At 44.7% G+C, this 19,704-nt stretch carries 21 protein-coding genes; all 21 read left to right on the top strand.

Annotation, left to right across the window (positions count from 1 at the left end):
* Positions 1 to 8: 8 nt before the first annotated feature.
* The 21 genes from HC752_RS03845 (at position 9) to HC752_RS03945 (ending at position 19,650) form a co-directional block, all read left to right on the top strand.
* Positions 9 to 896, top strand: coding sequence for a MinD/ParA family protein (locus HC752_RS03845; RefSeq protein ID WP_190333800.1), 888 nt, complete (start codon positions 9 to 11; stop codon positions 894 to 896).
* Entirely contained in the window at positions 889 to 1,623 is a 735-nt protein-coding gene (locus HC752_RS03850; protein ID WP_190333801.1) for an RNA polymerase sigma factor FliA, read from the top strand. The genes HC752_RS03845 and HC752_RS03850 overlap by 8 nt, the downstream gene beginning before the upstream one ends.
* Positions 1,624 to 1,671: 48 nt before the next feature.
* On the top strand, positions 1,672 to 2,040 hold the full coding sequence (cheY, locus tag HC752_RS03855) for a chemotaxis response regulator CheY (RefSeq protein ID WP_000697871.1): 369 nt from the start codon (positions 1,672 to 1,674) through the stop codon (positions 2,038 to 2,040).
* Between the two features lie 59 nt (positions 2,041 to 2,099).
* Complete coding sequence (locus tag HC752_RS03860) at positions 2,100 to 2,825, top strand: protein phosphatase CheZ (RefSeq protein ID WP_190333802.1); 726 nt, start codon at positions 2,100 to 2,102, stop codon at positions 2,823 to 2,825.
* A 9-nt stretch (positions 2,826 to 2,834) separates the two neighbouring features.
* Positions 2,835 to 5,009, top strand: a complete 2,175-nt coding sequence (locus HC752_RS03865; protein WP_190333803.1) for a chemotaxis protein CheA — start codon at positions 2,835 to 2,837, stop codon at positions 5,007 to 5,009.
* Positions 5,010 to 5,022: 13 nt separating this feature from the next.
* On the top strand, positions 5,023 to 6,168 hold the full coding sequence (locus HC752_RS03870) for a protein-glutamate methylesterase/protein-glutamine glutaminase (protein ID WP_190333804.1): 1,146 nt from the start codon (positions 5,023 to 5,025) through the stop codon (positions 6,166 to 6,168).
* Positions 6,169 to 6,177: 9 nt separating this feature from the next.
* Entirely contained in the window at positions 6,178 to 6,954 is a 777-nt protein-coding gene (locus HC752_RS03875) for an AAA family ATPase (protein ID WP_190333805.1), read from the top strand.
* Positions 6,947 to 8,146, top strand: coding sequence for a chemotaxis protein CheW (locus HC752_RS03880; RefSeq protein ID WP_190333806.1), 1,200 nt, complete (start codon positions 6,947 to 6,949; stop codon positions 8,144 to 8,146). The genes HC752_RS03875 and HC752_RS03880 overlap by 8 nt, the downstream gene beginning before the upstream one ends.
* 39 nt (positions 8,147 to 8,185) lie before the next feature.
* Positions 8,186 to 8,680: a chemotaxis protein CheW gene (locus HC752_RS03885; RefSeq protein WP_190333807.1), complete on the top strand. Its 495-nt coding sequence runs from the start codon at positions 8,186 to 8,188 to the stop codon at positions 8,678 to 8,680.
* Positions 8,680 to 9,180, top strand: coding sequence for a DUF2802 domain-containing protein (locus HC752_RS03890; protein WP_274602103.1), 501 nt, complete (start codon positions 8,680 to 8,682; stop codon positions 9,178 to 9,180). Before HC752_RS03885 ends, HC752_RS03890 begins: the two co-directional genes overlap by 1 nt.
* Before the next feature lie 259 nt (positions 9,181 to 9,439).
* The gene (ccmA, locus tag HC752_RS03895; RefSeq protein ID WP_190333809.1) at positions 9,440 to 10,057 is read left to right on the top strand and encodes a cytochrome c biogenesis heme-transporting ATPase CcmA; all 618 of its coding nucleotides are present in this window, start codon (positions 9,440 to 9,442) and stop codon (positions 10,055 to 10,057) included.
* A gap of 2 nt (positions 10,058 to 10,059) precedes the next feature.
* Positions 10,060 to 10,728 carry a heme exporter protein CcmB gene (gene ccmB / locus HC752_RS03900; RefSeq protein ID WP_190333810.1) on the top strand — a complete coding sequence of 223 codons (669 nt, stop codon included), beginning with the start codon at positions 10,060 to 10,062 and terminating at the stop codon, positions 10,726 to 10,728.
* Positions 10,729 to 10,881: 153 nt separating this feature from the next.
* Positions 10,882 to 11,634, top strand: coding sequence for a heme ABC transporter permease (locus HC752_RS03905; RefSeq protein ID WP_190333811.1), 753 nt, complete (start codon positions 10,882 to 10,884; stop codon positions 11,632 to 11,634).
* A gap of 3 nt (positions 11,635 to 11,637) precedes the next feature.
* Positions 11,638 to 11,844, top strand: coding sequence for a heme exporter protein CcmD (gene ccmD, locus HC752_RS03910; RefSeq protein WP_190333812.1), 207 nt, complete (start codon positions 11,638 to 11,640; stop codon positions 11,842 to 11,844).
* Entirely contained in the window at positions 11,841 to 12,326 is a 486-nt protein-coding gene (gene ccmE, locus HC752_RS03915; RefSeq protein WP_190333813.1) for a cytochrome c maturation protein CcmE, read from the top strand. Before ccmD ends, ccmE begins: the two co-directional genes overlap by 4 nt.
* On the top strand, positions 12,323 to 14,299 hold the full coding sequence (locus tag HC752_RS03920) for a heme lyase CcmF/NrfE family subunit (RefSeq protein WP_190333814.1): 1,977 nt from the start codon (positions 12,323 to 12,325) through the stop codon (positions 14,297 to 14,299). The genes ccmE and HC752_RS03920 overlap by 4 nt, the downstream gene beginning before the upstream one ends.
* Complete coding sequence (locus HC752_RS03925; RefSeq protein WP_190333815.1) at positions 14,300 to 14,854, top strand: DsbE family thiol:disulfide interchange protein; 555 nt, start codon at positions 14,300 to 14,302, stop codon at positions 14,852 to 14,854.
* Positions 14,854 to 15,345, top strand: a complete 492-nt coding sequence (locus HC752_RS03930) for a cytochrome c-type biogenesis protein (RefSeq protein WP_238930405.1) — start codon at positions 14,854 to 14,856, stop codon at positions 15,343 to 15,345. The genes HC752_RS03925 and HC752_RS03930 overlap by 1 nt, the downstream gene beginning before the upstream one ends.
* Positions 15,342 to 16,562: a c-type cytochrome biogenesis protein CcmI gene (gene ccmI, locus HC752_RS03935; RefSeq protein WP_190333817.1), complete on the top strand. Its 1,221-nt coding sequence runs from the start codon at positions 15,342 to 15,344 to the stop codon at positions 16,560 to 16,562. Before HC752_RS03930 ends, ccmI begins: the two co-directional genes overlap by 4 nt.
* Positions 16,563 to 16,704: 142 nt before the next feature.
* Positions 16,705 to 17,463, top strand: coding sequence for an MlaA family lipoprotein (locus tag HC752_RS03940; RefSeq protein ID WP_190333818.1), 759 nt, complete (start codon positions 16,705 to 16,707; stop codon positions 17,461 to 17,463).
* Between the two features lie 342 nt (positions 17,464 to 17,805).
* Entirely contained in the window at positions 17,806 to 19,650 is a 1,845-nt protein-coding gene (locus HC752_RS03945; RefSeq protein ID WP_190333819.1) for an ABCB family ABC transporter ATP-binding protein/permease, read from the top strand.
* Positions 19,651 to 19,704: the final 54 nt, after the last annotated feature.

The following is a 19,704-nucleotide window of genomic DNA, read 5'->3' on the forward strand; positions in this document are numbered from 1 at the left end:
GGACTACTATGAATAAAAATATGATACAAGATCAAGCCAGCGGCCTCCGTCGCTTAACGCAACCAACTCTTACTAAAGTAATTTCGGTTACTGGCGGTAAAGGCGGTGTTGGTAAAACAAATGTCACACTTGGTTTAGCGCTTTCAATGGCACGTCAAGGCAAAAAAGTCGTCGTGTTGGATGCCGATCTCGGTTTAGCCAACGTTGATGTCATGCTCGGTATTAGACCCAAAAGAAACCTAGGTCATGTATTGGCTGGAGAATGCGAGCTAAAAGATGCCATGGTTGAAGGGCCATTTGGTGTTAAAATTATTCCAGCCACTTCCGGGACTCAAAGCATGACCGAGTTGTCACCAGCCCAACATGCTGGTTTAATTCGTGCCTTTGGGTCACTTGAAGAAGATATGGATGTGCTTTTGATCGATACCGCAGCCGGTATTTCAGATATGGTCGTAAGTTTTTCACGTGCAGCTCAAGATGTGCTGATTGTAGTATGTGATGAGCCTACATCCATTACAGATGCCTATGCATTAATTAAGCTGTTAAGTCGTGAACATCAAGTTCAACGCTTTAAAATTGTAGCCAATATGGTCAGAAGTTATCGTGAGGGACGAGAATTGTTTGCAAAACTGACTTTGGTGACAGAACGATTTCTCAATGTTAGTCTAGAGCTCGTTGCCTGCATCCCTCTTGATGATAAAGTACGTCAAGCGGTGAAAAAGCAGAAGATTGTGGTGGATGCATTTCCGCGTTCTCCAGCAGCATTGGCTATCAGCTCATTAGCAAACAAAGCATTAACCTGGCCAATTCCTAAAACTCCGAGTGGACATTTAGAGTTTTTTGTTGAACGCTTACTTAATAACATAGAAGTAGCAGGAGAGCCTTTTGGTGACTAAGGCGCTGACATACGATCAATTTTGTAATCCAGGAAGCCAATCGGCTTTTCTTGAGCGTTATTCCGATCTTGTAAAGCGAATAGCCCATCATCTCATTGGTCGATTACCACCGAGTGTTTTGGTGGATGATTTGATTCAAGCCGGGATGATAGGGTTAATTGAAGCTCAGCAAAACTACGATGGAAATAAGGGGGCAAGCTTTGAAACCTATGCTGGCATTAGGATTCGCGGCGCTATGTTGGACGAAATGCGGCGTGGTGACTGGGTGCCAAGATCGGTGCATAAGAACAATCGGAGCATCAGTCAGGCAATAAATGAGCTAGAATCACAATTAAACCGTGATCCAACTGATGCAGAAGTGGCCAAACACTTAAATATGTCACTAGAAAAGTACCATAATGCGCTAACTGATATAAACTGTTCACGACTGGTAGGAATTGAAGACCTTGGTGTGTCAGAAGATGCCATATCTCCACATGAAGCATCCGAAGATAATCTACCATTCAAAGGGGTAGCGGACGAATCTTTCCGACATGCCCTTATTGAAGCAATTAAGACACTTCCTGAAAGGGAAGCCCTAGTTCTCTCGCTTTATTACGATGAAGAGCTAAATTTAAAAGAAATTGGGGAAGTATTGGATGTCAGCGAATCTCGCGTCAGTCAAATACATAGCCAATCTATGCAACGTTTACGAGCTAAGCTTAGTGCGTGGACACTTAACGAGTAATAAATAACACTGACTTCGACCTCAGTGGAGGCAATTTTGAATAAAAACATGAAGATCCTCATTGTTGACGACTTTTCAACAATGCGCCGTATTGTTAAGAACCTACTTCGTGACCTGGGTTTTAATAACACTCAGGAAGCTGATGATGGTCTTACCGCTTTACCGATGCTCAAAAAAGGCGAGTTTGACTTCGTCGTAACAGATTGGAATATGCCCGGTATGCAAGGTATTGATCTACTCAAGAATATCCGAGCAGATGACGAGCTCAAGCACCTTCCTGTTTTGATGATTACTGCAGAAGCCAAGCGCGAGCAAATTATCGAAGCAGCACAGGCAGGGGTTAACGGTTACATCGTCAAACCTTTTACTGCTGCAACGCTGAAAGAAAAACTAGATAAAATCTTCGAGCGTTTGTAAAGCCATTATTACGCTTATAACAAACACACATACAGACGCGTTGGAAGGGCAAAAGTAGAATGATTTCTTTAGAGCAAGCGAAAGAGTTGGTCAGCTTGTTGGAAAGCGACAAGCAAGAAGAAGCTAACGAACTCGTTAAATCCATTTCAAAGACTATCGAGAATCCAGTGATCCATGAAATTGGAACATTAACTCGTGAGTTGCATGACTCCTTAACGCAATTCAAAGTCGATCAACGAATGAATGAAATTGCTACAGATGAAATCCCTGATGCGAGAGATCGTCTAGAGTATGTGATAGAAAAAACGGAAACCGCAGCAAACAAAACTATGGACGCGGTCGAACGTTCTCTTCCAATGGCTGACAATCTGCATGAACATTTAATGCTGGTTCGTCCTCAATGGAACCGACTTATGAACGGGCGAATTGAGTTGGATGAGTTTAAATCTCTTTGCCATCGAATCGATGAGCTGATGACCCAGGTAGAAGGAGATAGTTCTGAGTTACGAAGCCAATTAACAGAAATTCTTATGGCTCAGGACTTTCAAGATCTTACTGGACAAATCATAAGACGTGTTATTACCTTAGTTCGTGAGGTAGAAGACCGACTTGTCGAAATTTTGACGGCCTTTGGTGTTGCGCAGCAAACAGGCGAACATGAAGAGGGCAAAGCGAAGAAGAATGGTGCTGAAGCAGAAGGCCCAATTATTAACGCTCACGAGCGTGAAGACGCTGTCGCTTCACAAGACGATGTTGATGACTTGCTGTCGAGTCTTGGCTTCTAGGGGTTATATATGAGTTACGAATTAGACGAAGATATTCTACAGGATTTTTTGGTCGAGGCTGGTGAAATCCTGGAACTGCTTTCAGAGCAGTTAATACAGCTGGAAAATAATCCAGATGATAGAGATCTTTTGAATGCAATATTCCGTGGTTTCCACACCGTAAAAGGCGGTGCTGGATTTTTGGCTCTTACCGAGCTGGTTGACGTTTGTCACGGTGCGGAGAATATCTTCGACATTTTACGTAATGGCCAGCGAACTGTAAGTGCTGATCTAATGGATACGATTCTGCAAGCGCTTGATGCTGTGAATATCATGTTTGAAGCCGTTCAAGAAAGACAGCCTCTCACACCAGCAGATCCTGTGTTAATCGAAGAGCTTCATCGTTTATGTAAACCTGAAAGCGCTGAAGAAGCTGCGTCTGCCGCGGCTCCTGAGCCTGAGCCTGTAGTGGAAACGCCGGCTGCACCAGTCGCCCATGCACCTTCCGATGCTGGCTCAATAGATGAAATAACTCAAGATGAGTTTGAAGCTCTGCTCGACGAGTTGCATGGTAAAGGTTCACCGTCCGCATCAAGTAGTGCGCCAGCTCCAACACCAGTTGCTGACATAGCCTCTGGTGGTGATGATATTACCGATGAAGAGTTTGAAAAGCTTCTTGATGAGCTGCATGGCTCAGGTGGTAGCCCTACAGGTGGTGCCTCTGACTCGGTTGTTCCAGCTCCTGCAGCTGCTCCTGCTCCAGCAGCACTTTCCGCTGATATCGGCGGAGACTTAATGACAGATGATGAATTTGAGAATCTGCTTGATCAACTTCATGGTACAGGTAAAGGTCCATCTCCAGAAGAACTTGAAGCAGCAACGAAACCAGTTGTTCCAGCTGCTGATGCACCGAAGCCAGCTCCTGCTCCAGTCCCAGCCCCAAAAGCCGAGCCTAAACCCGTTGAGAAGCCTGTAGCCGCTACGCCAGCCACGCCAGCAAAAGCAAAAGAATCGAAGAAGCCTCAGGCAGATGCAACAGTTCGTGTTGATACATCAACCTTGGATGACATCATGAATATGGTTGGTGAGCTTGTATTAGTTCGTAATCGATTAGTCAGCCTTGGCTTGAATAGCAACGACGAAGACATGTCGAAAGCTGTTGCTAACTTAGATGTTGTTACTGCAGACCTCCAAGGTGCGGTAATGAAAACCCGAATGCAGCCTATCAAGAAAGTATTCGGGCGTTTCCCTCGAGTTGTACGTGATATCGCACGTACCTTGAAGAAAGACATTGTTCTTGAAATGCGCGGTGAAGAAACCGACCTAGACAAAAACTTGGTTGAAGCACTTGCAGATCCATTGATTCACTTGGTGCGTAACTCCGTTGACCATGGCATAGAAATGCCAGATGTACGTGTCGAGAATGGTAAGCCACGCACAGGTAAAGTGATACTTTCTGCATCGCAAGAAGGTGATCATATTGAACTCAGCATTGTCGATGATGGTGGCGGTATGAATGCCGACAAACTCAGAAGCATTGCGGTTGATCGCGGATTGATGGATGCGGATGCGGCAGGTCGACTGTCTCCGAAAGAGTGTTATAACCTCATATTCATGCCAGGATTTTCTACCAAAACTGAAATCTCAGACATTTCAGGACGTGGTGTTGGTATGGATGTGGTAAAAACTGCGATCAATACCTTAAATGGGTCTATCGATATTGACTCAGAAATGGGTAAAGGAACTAAGATCACCATCAAAGTTCCGTTGACGCTCGCCATCCTACCGACACTTATGGTGGGCGTGTCTGGACAACCATTCGCATTGCCACTGGCAAGTGTGAATGAGATATTCCATCTAGATTTAAGCAAAACCAACACCGTTGATGGCCAACTTACGATCATTGTACGAGATAAATCGATTCCACTGTTCTACCTTCAGCATTGGCTTGTCCCAAGTAGCTCTGATGGTCAGAAAAAATCAAATCATGGGCATGTCGTTATTGTTCAATTGGGCAGTCAGCGTGTTGGATTTGTGGTTGACACTTTAATTGGTCAAGAAGAAGTGGTTATCAAACCACTCGATGAATTATTGCAAGGAACGCCAGGTATGGCTGGCGCAACCATTACCAGTGACGGTCATATTGCATTGATTTTAGACGTACCAAACTTATTGAAGAAATATGCCACTCGCTCGCATATTTAATTGAAGGGATAATATGGCGGTAAGAGTATTAGTAGTTGATGATTCAAGCTTTTTTCGCAGACGCGTAAGTGAAATTATCAACTCAGATCCGCGCCTAGAAGTAGTGGATATGGCTGTCAACGGCAAAGAAGCCGTTGAAAAAGCCATCAAAGTAAAGCCAGATGTCATCACAATGGACATTGAGATGCCCGTCATGGACGGCATCACAGCTGTTCGTGAAATCATGAAGGCGCAACCTACGCCAATCTTGATGTTTTCTTCGCTTACTCATGATGGTGCTAAGGCTACTCTAGATGCGCTTGATGCTGGTGCTTTGGATTTTCTTCCTAAGAAGTTCGAAGACATCGCACGAAATCGCGATGAAGCAGTCACTTTATTGCAGCAGCGGGTATTAGAAATTTCACGTAAGCGTGTGTTTATGCGCCGTCCAATAGGGGGAACGTCAGCATCCGATAGTAGTGTGCCTACAAATACAGCGACACGTACTGCTGCACGTCCAGTGGGGGCTTCAGCATTACAACGGTCGGCTCCGGTACAAGAACGCAGTCGGTCAGTGAACGCCAAGTTTCGAGCAACAGGTAAGAAATATCAACTTACAGCGATTGGTACTTCTACTGGAGGACCAGTCGCATTACAGAAGATTCTGACCAAATTGCCTGCTCACTATCCACATCCTATTGTGCTTATCCAGCATATGCCTGCTACGTTTACCGCAGCATTTGCCGCTCGTTTAAATTCATTATGTAGTATTCAGGTGAAAGAAGCAGAGGATGGAGACATCTTAAGAGCGGGTCACGCGTATCTTGCGCCAGGCGGTAAGCAAATGATGATCGATGGTCGTCCTGGAGCGGCAAAACTGCGAATTATCGATGGTGGTGAGCGGATGAACTATAAGCCTTGCGTGGACGTAACATTCGGCTCTGCTGCGAAAATCTACCAAGATAAGGTTCTGTCCATGGTACTGACTGGTATGGGAGCCGATGGGCGTGAAGGCGCGCGGATGCTTGAAGCAGCGGGTGCGACTATTTGGGCACAAGATGAAGAGAGCTGTGTAGTATATGGAATGCCACAGGCTGTGGCTAAAGCGGGCTTATCGACAGAAGATTTGCCTCTGGATCGAATTGCAGAGCGTATTCTGATCGAAGTTGGACTATCCTAAGGAGCCAATGTGGTAGTTTGGAGCGTTGCTAACCAAAAGGGTGGAGTGGGGAAAACCACAACAACAGTTACTCTTGCTGGGCTGTTAAGCAAACAGGGTCATCGAGTACTACTGGTTGACACCGATCCACATGGTTCATTAACAACTTATTTAGGTTACGATTCCGATGAAGTCCCTTCGAGTTTGTTTGATCTTTTTCAGTTAAGACAAGTTGAAAAATCGACAGTTCAATCCTTGATCTTGGGTACAGATATTGAAAATATCGATATCATTCCAGCGCATATGTCGTTAGCGACACTAGATCGTGTCATGGGTAACCGGAGCGGAATGGGGTTGATTCTGAAGAAAGCATTGGTGTCCGTTCAAGGTGAATATGACTATGTGCTTATCGACTGTCCACCTATTCTTGGTGTCATGATGGTCAATGCGCTGGCTGCCAGCGATAGGATATTAATTCCTGTTCAAACCGAATTCCTTGCTATGAAAGGACTAGAGAGAATGGTTCGCACATTGGCTATTATGCAGAAGTCGCGCCCAGACCCCTTCAAGACCACAATAGTCCCCACGATGTACGATAAACGAACTAATGCTTCATTGCAGACATTAACACAGTTAAAGAAAGGTTACCCAAACCAGGTATGGCCTTCAGCTATCCCTATTGATACAAAATTTAGAGATGCGAGCATAAAACATCTTCCTGCCTCACATTTTGCATCAGGTAGTCGTGGCGTTTTTGCTTATAAGCAGCTATTACTTTACCTCGAGAGGTTAGCTTTCGATGATTAAAGATTCAGTGCTTTCTAGCGAACAGGCTTTAGATGAATATTTTACCTCACTTCTTGATGAAGAGGGGTTGTTGTTGTCTGCGGAATCTGAAGCACTTGATGTTAAAAAGGGGATGACAGAAGAAGTACTTGCAGAATCTGTCGATGTAGAAAAGCCTGAAATTGATCTTACTAATGATATAGCGCCCGAGGAAGTGATATCGCCTCCAGAGTATTCTGTAGAATCAGCTTCAATGGTGCAGTTGCCCAAAGAATTGGAGTTGGAGGAAGAGAGTTTCTGTCTCGACCCTCAGCCTGAAGTACAACCTGAGTCTATTCCGTCCTATACTGAAACCGCATACAACGAATTTGAAGCTCCGGATTTGGAAGATGTTCAACGTTTGTTGAGCCAGCTTGAATCAACCAATATTGCGGATGAACCGGAAATTGATGAGTTAATCGGTCAAAACACAGTTGAGATTGCGGCACTTAGTGCTGAAGAGCCTAAAATTACCGTGGTTGAAAAGAACACAGTGGATGCGGTTGTCACTCAGTTTGAGCCAGACGAAATTCAAGAGTGGGAAGTTGATGAACCAGAGGTAGCGCTCGCCGAACCAGATATTGTTATTTCAGAGCCTGAAGTACAAAAGCCTATTGCTGAAGAAACGGTTGAAGAGCCAGAAATTAAAGCCGAAACGAAAGTTGAAGCTCAAACCGTAACGGGTAGCGATTCAGAAGATACTTGGCATACGGTCGCAAGACATGAAGCGTTTCAGGTGCTTTACTTTGGCGTTAATAGTGTAACGTTTGCTGTGCCTCTCGATGAACTCGGCGGGATTCATCGTAAGAACGAAGAATTGAATCACTTGATTGGTCGACCAGACTGGTATTTGGGGCTACAAACAAGCCGTAATGACCAGTTTGATGTAGTCGATACAGCTAGGTGGGTAATGTCGGAAAAGCTAGTTGATAATTCTCACCGTGAGAATTATGAATATATTGTAATGCTGGGCGAAAGTCATTGGGGGCTCGCTGCTAATCAATTGATGGGCACCGAGTGGTTGGAGCCGGAAAAGGTTCGTTGGCGTGAAAGCGCAGGTAAGCGACCTTGGTTGGCTGGCATGGTTAAAGAGAAAATGTGTGCTTTAATTCATGTAGAAGAGTTAGTTTCCATGCTCAATGCCGGGCTGGATGTCAAAGCATTAGACAGTTAGTAGTAGAATTGTCGGTAGCGACACAGATGAGGATAAAACATGTCTCAAGCTAATGAAGTAGAAGTAAGAAAAGACCAAGTTAACGACGAGGTTCTGCAGTGGGTAACGTTTCAGCTAGAAGATGAGACTTACGGTATCAACGTAATGCAGGTTCGTGAGGTGTTACGCTACACGGAAATTGCGCCTGTTCCAGGTGCGCCAGATTACGTTCTAGGCATTATCAATTTGCGCGGTAATGTTGTAACCGTTATCGATACTCGCTCTCGTTTTGGTTTGATGCAAGGTGAAATTACAGACAATACTCGTATTATTGTTATCGAATCTGAGCGTCAGGTTATCGGTATTCTTGTTGATAGCGTGGCTGAAGTTGTTTACCTACGTTCTTCTGAAATCGACACGACTCCAAGTGTTGGTACTGATGAAAGCGCTAAATTTATCCAAGGTGTGAGCAACCGTGATGGCAAGCTTTTGATCTTGGTTGATTTGAATAAGCTTCTTTCTGATGAAGAATGGGAAGATATGGCTCACCTATAATGACCGACGAGTTGTATTCTGTTTTACCTTTTGTAGTGAGCGGCTCAGTTTTAGTTGCCTTGCTATTGGTATTGTTCTTCCTCAGAATCCGAAAAAATGGTCGTCAAAAAATAGATCAGCAGCGCCAACAGATTCGAGCTTTGGAGAAAGAGCTTCAAAAGACGAACAAACAAGTGCTTGAAGTGAGATCGGTAATGGTCGGGCTCGGGCAGAAAGTAGCAGAGCAACAGGATATCATTCAGCATCTAAACGAGCGTATTACTGAGATTGAACACACAGACAGTGATGGTCGATTGTACACCCGAGCGAGTAAGATGGTTCAATTGGGCGCGGGTATCAACGAACTTATTGAAGAGTGCGAATTACCTAAAGCTGAAGCTGAGCTAATGATGTCTTTACAAAATAAGATAGCAGGCAAAGAAAAAGTTCCACCTCTTAGCGGTCGAACAGCTCCTCGCCGAAGACAAGATCAAAGACGTCCACAAAAGAACGTAAAATGATCCAAAAGATACTTCTACCCATTTAAAAGGAGCCGCTGGCTCCTTTTTTTATTTTTCTCAATACCGTGAAAGCCGCTCACCCCCGAGGGTTGACGCTTTCTCAGTGTCAATCATTACATGATCTAGTAAGCATATTCATAAAAATATGATGTTTTGTTAACGTTTTTTTACTCTCTTTCGTGAATCTTGATGGAGCATCCTGTTTAGTGTATTTCGCATTGTGCTAAGATATGCCCTTAATAAAATCAAGACATTTACCATGTTAGACGTATCCAATCTTACTGCTGTTCGTGATGAAAGAGTGCTGTTCGAGGCGCTTTCTTTTCAGGTCAACTCTGGCGATTTAATCCAAGTTGAAGGGCGAAACGGAACCGGAAAAACAACACTGCTGCGTATCATTGCAGGTCTTGGGGACCCTGAAGAAGGGTCAATTTACTGGAAAGGCGAAAGCATATTTTCTTCAAGAGAAGAGTATCACTCTGATTTGCTTTTTTTAGGGCATCAGACGGGAGTAAAAAAAGAGCTCAGTGCGCAAGAAAATCTCGAATTCTATATGAATGTTCATCAAGGGTTAAAGGATCAACAAGCATTATGGAAAGCGCTAGCTCAAGTCGGTCTTGCAGGAAGAGAGGACATACCCGTTGGTAAATTGTCCGCTGGGCAGCAAAGGCGAGTGGCATTAGCGAGATTGTGGCTAAGTGAGCATCCTCTATGGATATTGGATGAACCTCTAACGGCAATTGATAAGCAAGGTGTTAAGGTCTTGGAAACGCTGTTTGTTTCTCATGCGCAAAAAGGAGGGATGGTGCTCTTAACCACTCACCAAGATATGTTCACGGATAACCCTCTTCTTAGAAAAATTAAATTGGGTGAGTAGTCATGATTGGAGCAATGATATCAATTATAAGGCGTGAATTACTTGTAGCCTTTCGTCGACAAGCTGACATTCTGAACCCGCTTTGGTTTTTCATTATTGTCGTTACATTATTTCCTTTGAGTATTGGTCCAGAGCCTAATTTACTTGCAAGAATGTCATCTGGCGTGGTTTGGGTTGCAGCGTTGTTGTCTGCGCTATTGTCATTAGAACGGCTCTTTCGAGATGACTTTCAAGATGGTGCGTTGGAACAGATGATGCTAATGCCTGTACCTTTACCGATGGCCGTGATGGCAAAAGTCATGGCACATTGGATGTTAACCGGAGTACCTCTGATACTCATTAGTCCTCTGCTGGCCATCTTATTATCCCTAGACTTTAATACGTGGAGTGCAGTGGTTTGCACTCTCTTGGTGGGAACGCCAACATTGAGTTTCATTGGAGCAATTGGTGCCGCCCTTACCGTTGGATTGCAAAAAGGTGGTGTTCTTTTGAGTTTACTCGTGTTGCCTTTGTATATTCCTATACTGATTTTTGCTACGTCAGCCATTGATGCCGCGGGTCTGGGAGTCTCGTATAACGGTCAAATTGCCATACTGGGGGCGATGCTGGCTGGAGCGGCGACGTTAACCCCTTTTGCGATAAGCGCATCATTACGCATAAGCGTCAATTGATATTGAACAAGTTTTTTTAGTTAACATTCCGTTAAAGTGTTGGGAATGTGCTACAGATTTTAAGTAACACCTATTAATAATTAATATTACAACTTCCCAAGATATAAACAGTCTTAACAAGGAAGCCCTAGAAGTAAGAGTGAGATCTTAACCATGTGGAAATGGCTACATCCCTATGCCAAGCCCGAGAAAGCCTACCAGCTAAGCGATAAGCTTTTGCCTTGGTTTTCCGTTTTGGCTGTCGTCTTTTTAGTCTCTGGTACCATCTGGGGGTTAGCGTATGCGCCTTCTGATTACCAACAAGGAGACAGTTTCCGGATCATCTATATTCATGTCCCTTCGGCTATTTGGTCGATGGGAGTGTATATGTCGATGGCAATCGCAGCCTTTATTGGTCTTGTTTGGCAACTTCGTTTGTCGGATATGGCAGCAGCGGCAATGGCGCCTATTGGAGCCGTTTATACCTTTATTGCACTTGTTACTGGTGCAGTATGGGGGAAGCCAATGTGGGGCACGTGGTGGGTATGGGATGCCCGTTTAACTTCCGAATTGATCCTTCTATTTTTATATTTCGGTGTAATCGCGCTTTATCATGCATTTGATGATCAAAAAACAGGGGCTAAAGCTGCCAGTATCCTAGCCATTGTGGGTGTGATTAACCTGCCAATCATTCACTTTTCTGTTGAATGGTGGAATACCTTGCATCAAGGAGCAACAATTACAAAATTCGCTAAACCGTCAATATCTGATGATATGCTTTGGCCGTTGCTGTTGAATATTTTGGGGTTCGCTTTTTTCTTCGGTGCTGTCACTGTGATCCGATTCAAAAACGAAATTATCAGCAAAGAAAGCCATCGTCCTTGGGTACAAGCTTTGGCGTCGTCTCCAGCCAGTAGTAAGGAGTAGAGAATGTATTTTGAATCTATCAGTGATTTTCTCGCCATGGGGGGGTATGCATCCTACGTATGGGGTGCATTTGGTATTACATTTCTCTCGATGTTGATCTTGCTGTTTAGCAGTATCAAACGAGGAAGGAATCTCATGGATGAGGTGAATGTCAAGATCGATCGTCAAGCGCGAATTGATGCTGCTAAGAATTTGGAGAACACCCTATGAATCCAAGACGTAAAAAGAGGCTCGGTCTTGTTCTGGCCTTAGTACTTGGCTTAAGTGCCACCATTGGTCTGATGCTGTATGCCTTGAATCAGAATATGGATTTATTTTACACACCAACTGAGCTTGTTAACGGTAAGCCCGATGGATCAAAACCCGAAGTCGGTCAACGCTTGAGAATCGGTGGAATGGTCGTAAAAGGTTCGGTTTCTCGTGATTCCCAGTCGCTAAGAGTGCAGTTTGATCTGGCTGATGTTGGTCCAAAAGTCACGGTTTTTTATGACGGTATTCTTCCCGATCTATTCCGTGAAGGGCAGGGTATTGTTGCACAAGGTGTTTTAAAAGATGCAACGACCATCGAAGCATTTGAAGTCTTAGCAAAACACGACGAAGAGTACATGCCATCTGAAATCGCAGAAGCAATGCAGAAAGTGCATGAACCTTTGGAATATACAGATGCACAAAAATCGGAGAGCACGCAATGATCGCTGAACTTGGGCATTTCGCTCTGATAGTGTCTCTTGGCTTTGCTATATTGCTCAGCCTATTGCCTTTAGTTGGGGCAACAAAAAACAATATCACACTGATGAACACGGCAAGACCGCTGTCTTGGGGAATGTTCTTGTTGATTCTCCTCTCATTCTTTGTGCTTCTTTGGGCATTTTATACTAATGATTTTACTCTCAAGTATGTGGCGTCTAACTCTAACAGTTTGCTTCCTTGGTTCTATCGCTTAACGGCAGTTTGGGGAGCTCACGAGGGTTCACTGCTCCTGTGGGTGTTGATTCAGGCGGCTTGGACGGTTGCGGTTGCGACATTTAGCCGAGGAATGCCGCAAGAAGCCGTTGCTCGTGTTTTAGCCGTAATGGGGATGATAACGGTTGGGTTCCTGCTGTTTATCATTGTTACTTCAAACCCGTTTCTTCGAACGTTACCATTCTTTCCTGTTGATGGACGTGATTTAAACCCTCTGCTCCAAGATCCTGGCCTAATCATTCATCCGCCAATGCTTTATATGGGATATGTGGGTTTTTCCGTCGCGTTTGCGTTTGCGATTGCTTCCTTGATGACAGGACGCTTAGATACTGCTTGGGCGCGTTGGTCGAGACCATGGACAACGGCCGCTTGGTTATTTTTAACCTTAGGCATTGCGTTGGGCTCTTGGTGGGCGTATTACGAACTTGGTTGGGGTGGCTGGTGGTTCTGGGATCCTGTCGAAAACGCGTCTTTCATGCCTTGGTTAGCGGGTACAGCGTTGATGCATTCGCTTGCAGTAACGGAGAAACGCGGAACATTTAAAGCTTGGACTGTGCTGCTAGCGATTTCGGCATTCTCGCTCAGCTTGCTGGGTACATTTCTTGTACGCTCCGGTATATTGGTGTCAGTGCATGCGTTTGCCTCTGATCCCGCTCGCGGTATGTTCATCTTGGGGCTCTTAGTGGTTGTTATTGGCGGTTCGTTATTGCTGTTTGCGCTGAAAGGGTCATCTGTGCGTGTGCGCGGCAGTTTTGCACTGTTGTCGCGCGAGAATGTCCTGCTTTCCAATAACGTTATTCTCGTAGCTGCTTTGATGGTTGTACTCGTTGGTACATTGCTACCCTTGGTTCATAAGCAGTTAGGGTTGGGTTCAGTTTCTATCGGTGCACCTTTCTTCAACATGTTGTTTATGTGGCTAATGATGCCTTTCGCTTTCTTGCTGGGCATAGGTCCATTGATAAAATGGAAGCGTGACGATCTGAGTAGTCTCAAAAAGCCGATGGCAGTGTCTGGGGTGATTTCTTTGTTACTTGGAGCGGCTTTCGTCTTCCTGTTAGCTGATTCATTTAATGGGCTTGCATACCTAGGATGGGTTATGGCGATGTGGATTATCTCTATGCATGGCTTCGAGCTGTATCAAAGAGCGACTCACAGACATACTTTTAGTGTTGGTATTAGAAAGCTCCAGCGAAGCCATTGGGCGATGATGCTTGGTCATATTGGTATGGCGATTACCGTGATTGGTATCACCATGGTACAGAATTACAGCATAGAGCGCGATGTTCGTTTAGCACCCGGAGAAAGCTTTCAAATCCAAGATTATAAATTATATTTCCAAGGCGTACGAGATAATGACGGGCCGAACTATGATGGCTATATCGCGGACTTTGAGATAACAAAAGACGGCAATTTTGTGAACATCTTGCATGCAGAAAAGCGTTTTTATACTACGGCTAAATCCATGATGACAGAAGCTGCGATTGATCGTGGCATCACCCGTGATTTGTATATCGCAATGGGTGAACGACTGGACGATGGTGATGCATGGGCGGTACGTATCTATTACAAACCCTTCGTTCGATGGATTTGGCTTGGTAGCTTGTTCATGGCCTTTGGTGGCATTGTGGCAATCAGCGATAAGCGATATCGATTCCGAAAGCCTTCTAAAATGGCAATCGAGCTGAAAGAGAAGGAAGCCTAAATGAATCGAAATGTACTTTTTGCCCCACTGGCTTTCTTTTTGATACTGGTCGCCGTGTTTGCTACTCAGCTCAGCCGCAATGCCGATGGGGATGATCCAACAAAGCTAGAATCGGTATTGATTGGAAAGCCTGTACCCAAATTTAAACTTGAAGACTTAGCAGAACCTGGCCGGCTGTATGAACAAGACATATTTGTAGGTGAGCCATTGCTCATCAACGTATGGGCGACGTGGTGCCCGACGTGTTATGCCGAGCATACCTACTTAAATGAGTTAGCGGCTAATGGAGTGAAGATTATTGGTCTTAACTACAAGGATAACCGTGAAAAAGCCGTGCAGTGGTTAAATGAATTGGGCAACCCTTACATGATCAGTTTATTTGATGGGAGCGGTATGCTTGGGTTAGACCTCGGTGTTTATGGGGCACCAGAAACGTATATCGTTGATGCGAATGGCATTATTCAGTACCGGCACGTTGGCGATGTAAACGCCAGGAATTGGAAAGAAACGTTACAACCCATTTATCAGCGTTTAGTGGAGGAGGCTGCGAAATGATGAAGAATTTACGTGGCGTACTCCTTGCTATTGCTCTGTTTGCTTTACCTGCTCTGGCTCGCATAGAAGTATACGAATTTGATTCTGTTGAGCAGGAACAGTTATTCAAAGAGCTGGGGCATACATTGCGTTGCCCTAAGTGTCAAAATAACTCTATTGGCGATTCTAACGCCATCCTAGCTCAAGATCTCCGACTGAAAGTGTATGAGATGTTGAAAGAAGGGAAAACGGAGCAGGAAATCATCGATTACATGATCGCCCGCTACGGAAATTTTGTCACCTATAACCCGCCGATTACTGTTGCAACATCCATACTGTGGATCGGACCTATCGGCGTCTTGGTCATTGGGTTTGGGTTTATCGTTTTGAGAAGCCGTCGTAAACCCTCCCGTCAAGATTCCGTGAAATCTGTCGACTGGGATGCAGAAAAAGAAGCACAGCTACAAGCCTTGCTTAAAGAAGAATCCGAAACGGGAGAGGTGCGAAAATGACTTTTTTTTGGATAGCCACGGCAGTCATCATTACTATCTCTAGCGTGTTTATTGCTTTTCCTTTGGTTCAGCGACGTGCTGTCGATGATGAAGCGCGGCGTGATGAGCTTAATAAAGCGTTCTACAAAGATCGCTTAGGTGAGCTAGAAGAAGAGACGAAAGAAGGATTAGTTGAGAATCAGGAAGATTTAATTGCTGACCTTAAACAAACGTTGTTAGACGACGTTCCTAAAGCAAAGAAAAACGAAGCGACTACTCAGATTTCTACAATGGCTGTAGCGATTCCATCGGTATTGTTTGTTGCGGCGTTATCCTACGGAATGTATTACCATTTTGGTGGAGCACAGAAAGTACTGGACTGGAATCGAGCAGCAAGCAATCTTCCAACGCTCACCAAAAAGCTGATGTCGCCAGAAGGTCAAACTCTCACCGAAGAAGAGATGCAGGATTTGACACTCGCGCTGCGTACGCGATTGTATAATCAACCAAACGAATCAACTGGCTGGATGCTTTTAGGTCGTATAGCGTTAGCAAACAGAGATGTGACTACGGCAGTTGGTGCGATGAAAAACGCATATCGTCTTGAGCCCCAAGATTCAGACATTCAGTTAGGGTATGCTCAAGCTCTGACACTGTCATCTGATGAAGTAGACCAAGGTCAGGCTCGCTCCTTGCTGCTTCGATTAGCTCAGCAAGAGCAGGTCGATCTGAGAGTATTTTCTTTGCTGGCATTTGATGCGTTTGAGCGTAGCGATTACGCTGCGGCAATTCGTTATTGGGGAACCATGCAAGAAAAGATTGGTCCACAAGATAGCCGATACGAGATGCTGAGTAGCAGCATTCAAAATGCGAAGCTGAAAATGGGCGAAACCGCGGTGGTGAGCGATAAATCAATTCAGGTAAGTATTGCGTTAGCCGATGACGTCAGCCCCGATCCTAATGCTGTATTGATTGTATCAGTGCACAGAGCGGATGGCAGCCCAATGCCAGTTGCTGCTGCACGCTATCCTTTGGGGGCTTTTCCAAGAACGGTCGTGCTTGACGATGGAAATAGTATGATAGAAGGCGTGAAGCTATCTAGTTTAGATGAGCTTATGGTGAAAGCCAGAATTGATGCGGATGGTAATGTTGCGAGCCGAGATGGCGATTGGTATGGTCAAAGTGATATCGCTAAATTAGGTGATAAGGTTGCTTTAACCATTGATAAACGGTATTAATGGTACCGTCTCGTGCTAAGTGTCGATATCCATTCAAGTTGATGAATCTTATGAAATCATTAGAATAGACTGAATGACTTGAGTACATTAAGAATCGATAATAAGACCGGCATAAGCCGGTCTTTGTTTTTGGTAAAGTAATATGTTGTTAAATAGAGTGAGTTCTTGGCTATTAGTGTTAGTAGCCTCTTTATTAGTCGGATGTTCCTCTGTGCCAGAGGGAGAATATGACGATCTTTCTCATCCGAATGACCCGTTTGAAAGCTTTAACCGAGCAATGTTTGATATCAACCATGATTATCTTGATCCTTACATTGTTCGCCCAGTGTCCGTCGCGTATGTCGAAACTGTGCCCAAACCCGTTCGTGGTGGCATTGGTAATTTTCTTGCGAATCTTGATGAACCCGCCAGTATGGTCAACAACCTTTTAATGGGGGAGGGTGAGCAAGCGCTAACAAACTTCAATCGTTTTTGGATTAATTCGACATTGGGTCTACTGGGATTCATTGACGTGGCGTCTGCCGCAGGCATTATTCATCAGGATGATCGTGCATTCAGCGATGTGTTGGGTTATTACGGTGTGGGTCATGGACCATACTTTATGGTGCCTGGGTACGGACCAATAACGTTACGGAAAGCAACAGATACTGTCGATGGTATGTATGTCCCACTGTCTTACTTGAACTTTTGGGCTGGTTTAGGAAAGTGGGCATTAGAAGGTTTGGAAAAGCGTTACTTGCTGATTCCACAAGAAGGCACGCTGAAATCGTCTCCGGATCCTTATGCATTGTCTCGTGACGTATACCTACAGAGGCGGGATTTTAAAGCAGGTATGACGGACACAGTAGAAGAAGACGAAGAAGACTTCTTAGACGATTACTTAGATGAAGAGTTTTATTAGGTAGAGGATTTGATTCGACGATAAGTCGATCAAAAGGACCGACTTCAAAAAAGTGAAAGCCTGGCGATTTATCGTCAGGCTTTTTTCGTGTTGAACTTTCGTGTTGAACCCTCATATAGCTCACTTCAGCTGTGGTTAGAAAGGGTGTCGACCTTAGCCCCTATTGCATGCTTTGAGTGATGTTATTTCATAGCCAAAGCTAAGGTTCGTTAGGGATCTCATTATCAGGTCAATAATCTATCTATACTGACGTTAAAAGTAGAATCAATTTCGGGCATAGACCTCATTCCGGTATAGACCTATCGCAACCCCACCGCTAGATAACATTTAAACAGGAAACGCATGTCAGAAACGAGCGATGTTGGAAAACCAAATCAAGCTATTCAAGATAACCGAGAACTAGAAAACTTAGCACGTGAAAGTGCCTGGAATACAATTCAGAAAATTTCGCCTTATTTGTGGCCAAAGAGTAAACCATGGGTAAAACGAAGGGTGATCATTGCCATGATTGCCCTTGGTCTCTCCAAGTTGGTTGCCGTGTTTACTCCGTTTTTGTACAAAGCGGTCGTTGATATTCTAGCGACAGAAAATGATTCACCAGAGTGGTTGCTTGCTTTGGGGGCGGTAGGGCTGGTTGCCGCCTATGGAATGAACCAAGTTTTTAAAATCGGTTTTGAAGAAATACGTAACGTTGTTTTTGCTAAGGTAGGGCAGCACGCGCTCCGTTCTGTCGCGCTAGAAACCATATCGCATATCCACCGCCTTTCTCTTCGCTACCATCTTACGCGTAAAACAGGCGGCTTAAGCCGAGTCATGGAGCGAGGAGTGAAAGGCATCGAGTTTTTGCTTCGATTTATGCTTTTTAGCATTGGACCACTCATGCTTGAGCTATTGCTTATTTCTCTCATCTTGTTGTTCGCTTTTGATTTCTGGTATTTGCTGGTGGTGAGCGTAACCGTTGTTATTTACATCGTGTTTACTGCAAAAGTGACTGAATGGCGGGTGCGTATTCGTAAGGAAATGAACGACAAGGATAAGGATGCGAACCAAAAAGCGATAGACAGCTTACTGAACTTTGAAACGGTGAAGTACTTTGGTGCAGAGCAGCGGGAAGCGAGGCGTTACGACCAATCAATGGAAGGCTATGAAGCCGCCTCGATCAAAACAGTGAATTCACTGGCATTACTTAATCTCGGTCAAGCGCTTTTGTTAAATGGGGGGATGGTGCTTGCACTGTTGCTTGCCGTTAGAGATGTGAATGCTGGAGTATTGACGGTAGGTGGCTTTGTTATGGTCAATGCTTACATGATGCAAGTTATGATGCCGTTGAATTTCCTTGGGTTTGTGTATCGGGAGATTCGTCAGTCGTTGATAGATATGGGGGAGATGTTTGAATTACTTCGCCAAGAACCCGATGTGAAAGACAAAGAAAATGCATCCGAACTCGCGGTTTCAGCTGGAGAGTTAAGTTTTAAGAACATCGATTTCTTTTATGAGTCGCAGAGGCAAATTTTAAATGATGTGAACATCACGGTCGGTGCTGGAAAGACAGTCGCCATCGTGGGTTCTTCTGGTTCAGGCAAATCGACCCTAGGAAGGCTTCTGTTTCGCTTCTATGACGTGACTAAGGGGGCAATCCTAATTGATGGTCAGGACATACGAGACGTAACGCAGGACAGTTTGCATCGTGCAATTGGTGTTGTTCCACAAGATACCGTGCTTTTCAACGATACCATTCACTACAATATTGCCTACGGCAGATCCAATGCTTCGCAAAATGACATTATTGAAGCGGCTAAAGCGGCTAAAATTCATCATTTCATTGAACAGCTGCCAGACGGCTATCAAACTCAAGTGGGTGAGCGGGGGTTAAAGCTGTCTGGTGGTGAAAAGCAGCGCGTAGGTATTGCCCGAACATTGCTCAAGAATCCACCTATTTTATTACTGGATGAAGCCACTTCGGCTTTGGACACCGAAACAGAAAGAGAAATACAGGAAAGCTTGAAGTTGATGTCGAAAGGAAGAACGGTGATTACCATCGCGCATCGTCTCTCTACCATCGTGGATGCCGATAGCATTGTTGTTCTTTCACAAGGAAAAGTCTTGGAGCAAGGAACCCATCAGGCATTACTCGATTTAAAAGGGCAGTATGCCCAAATGTGGCAGAGTCAGCTTAAAGAAACTTAATCAAACTTGGTAAGCGTAAACCAAAAAGAGTTGGCACCGTGCCAACTCTTATAT

The sequence above is a fragment of the Vibrio sp. S9_S30 genome, assembly GCF_014694455.1.
Lineage (GTDB): Bacteria > Pseudomonadota > Gammaproteobacteria > Enterobacterales > Vibrionaceae > Vibrio.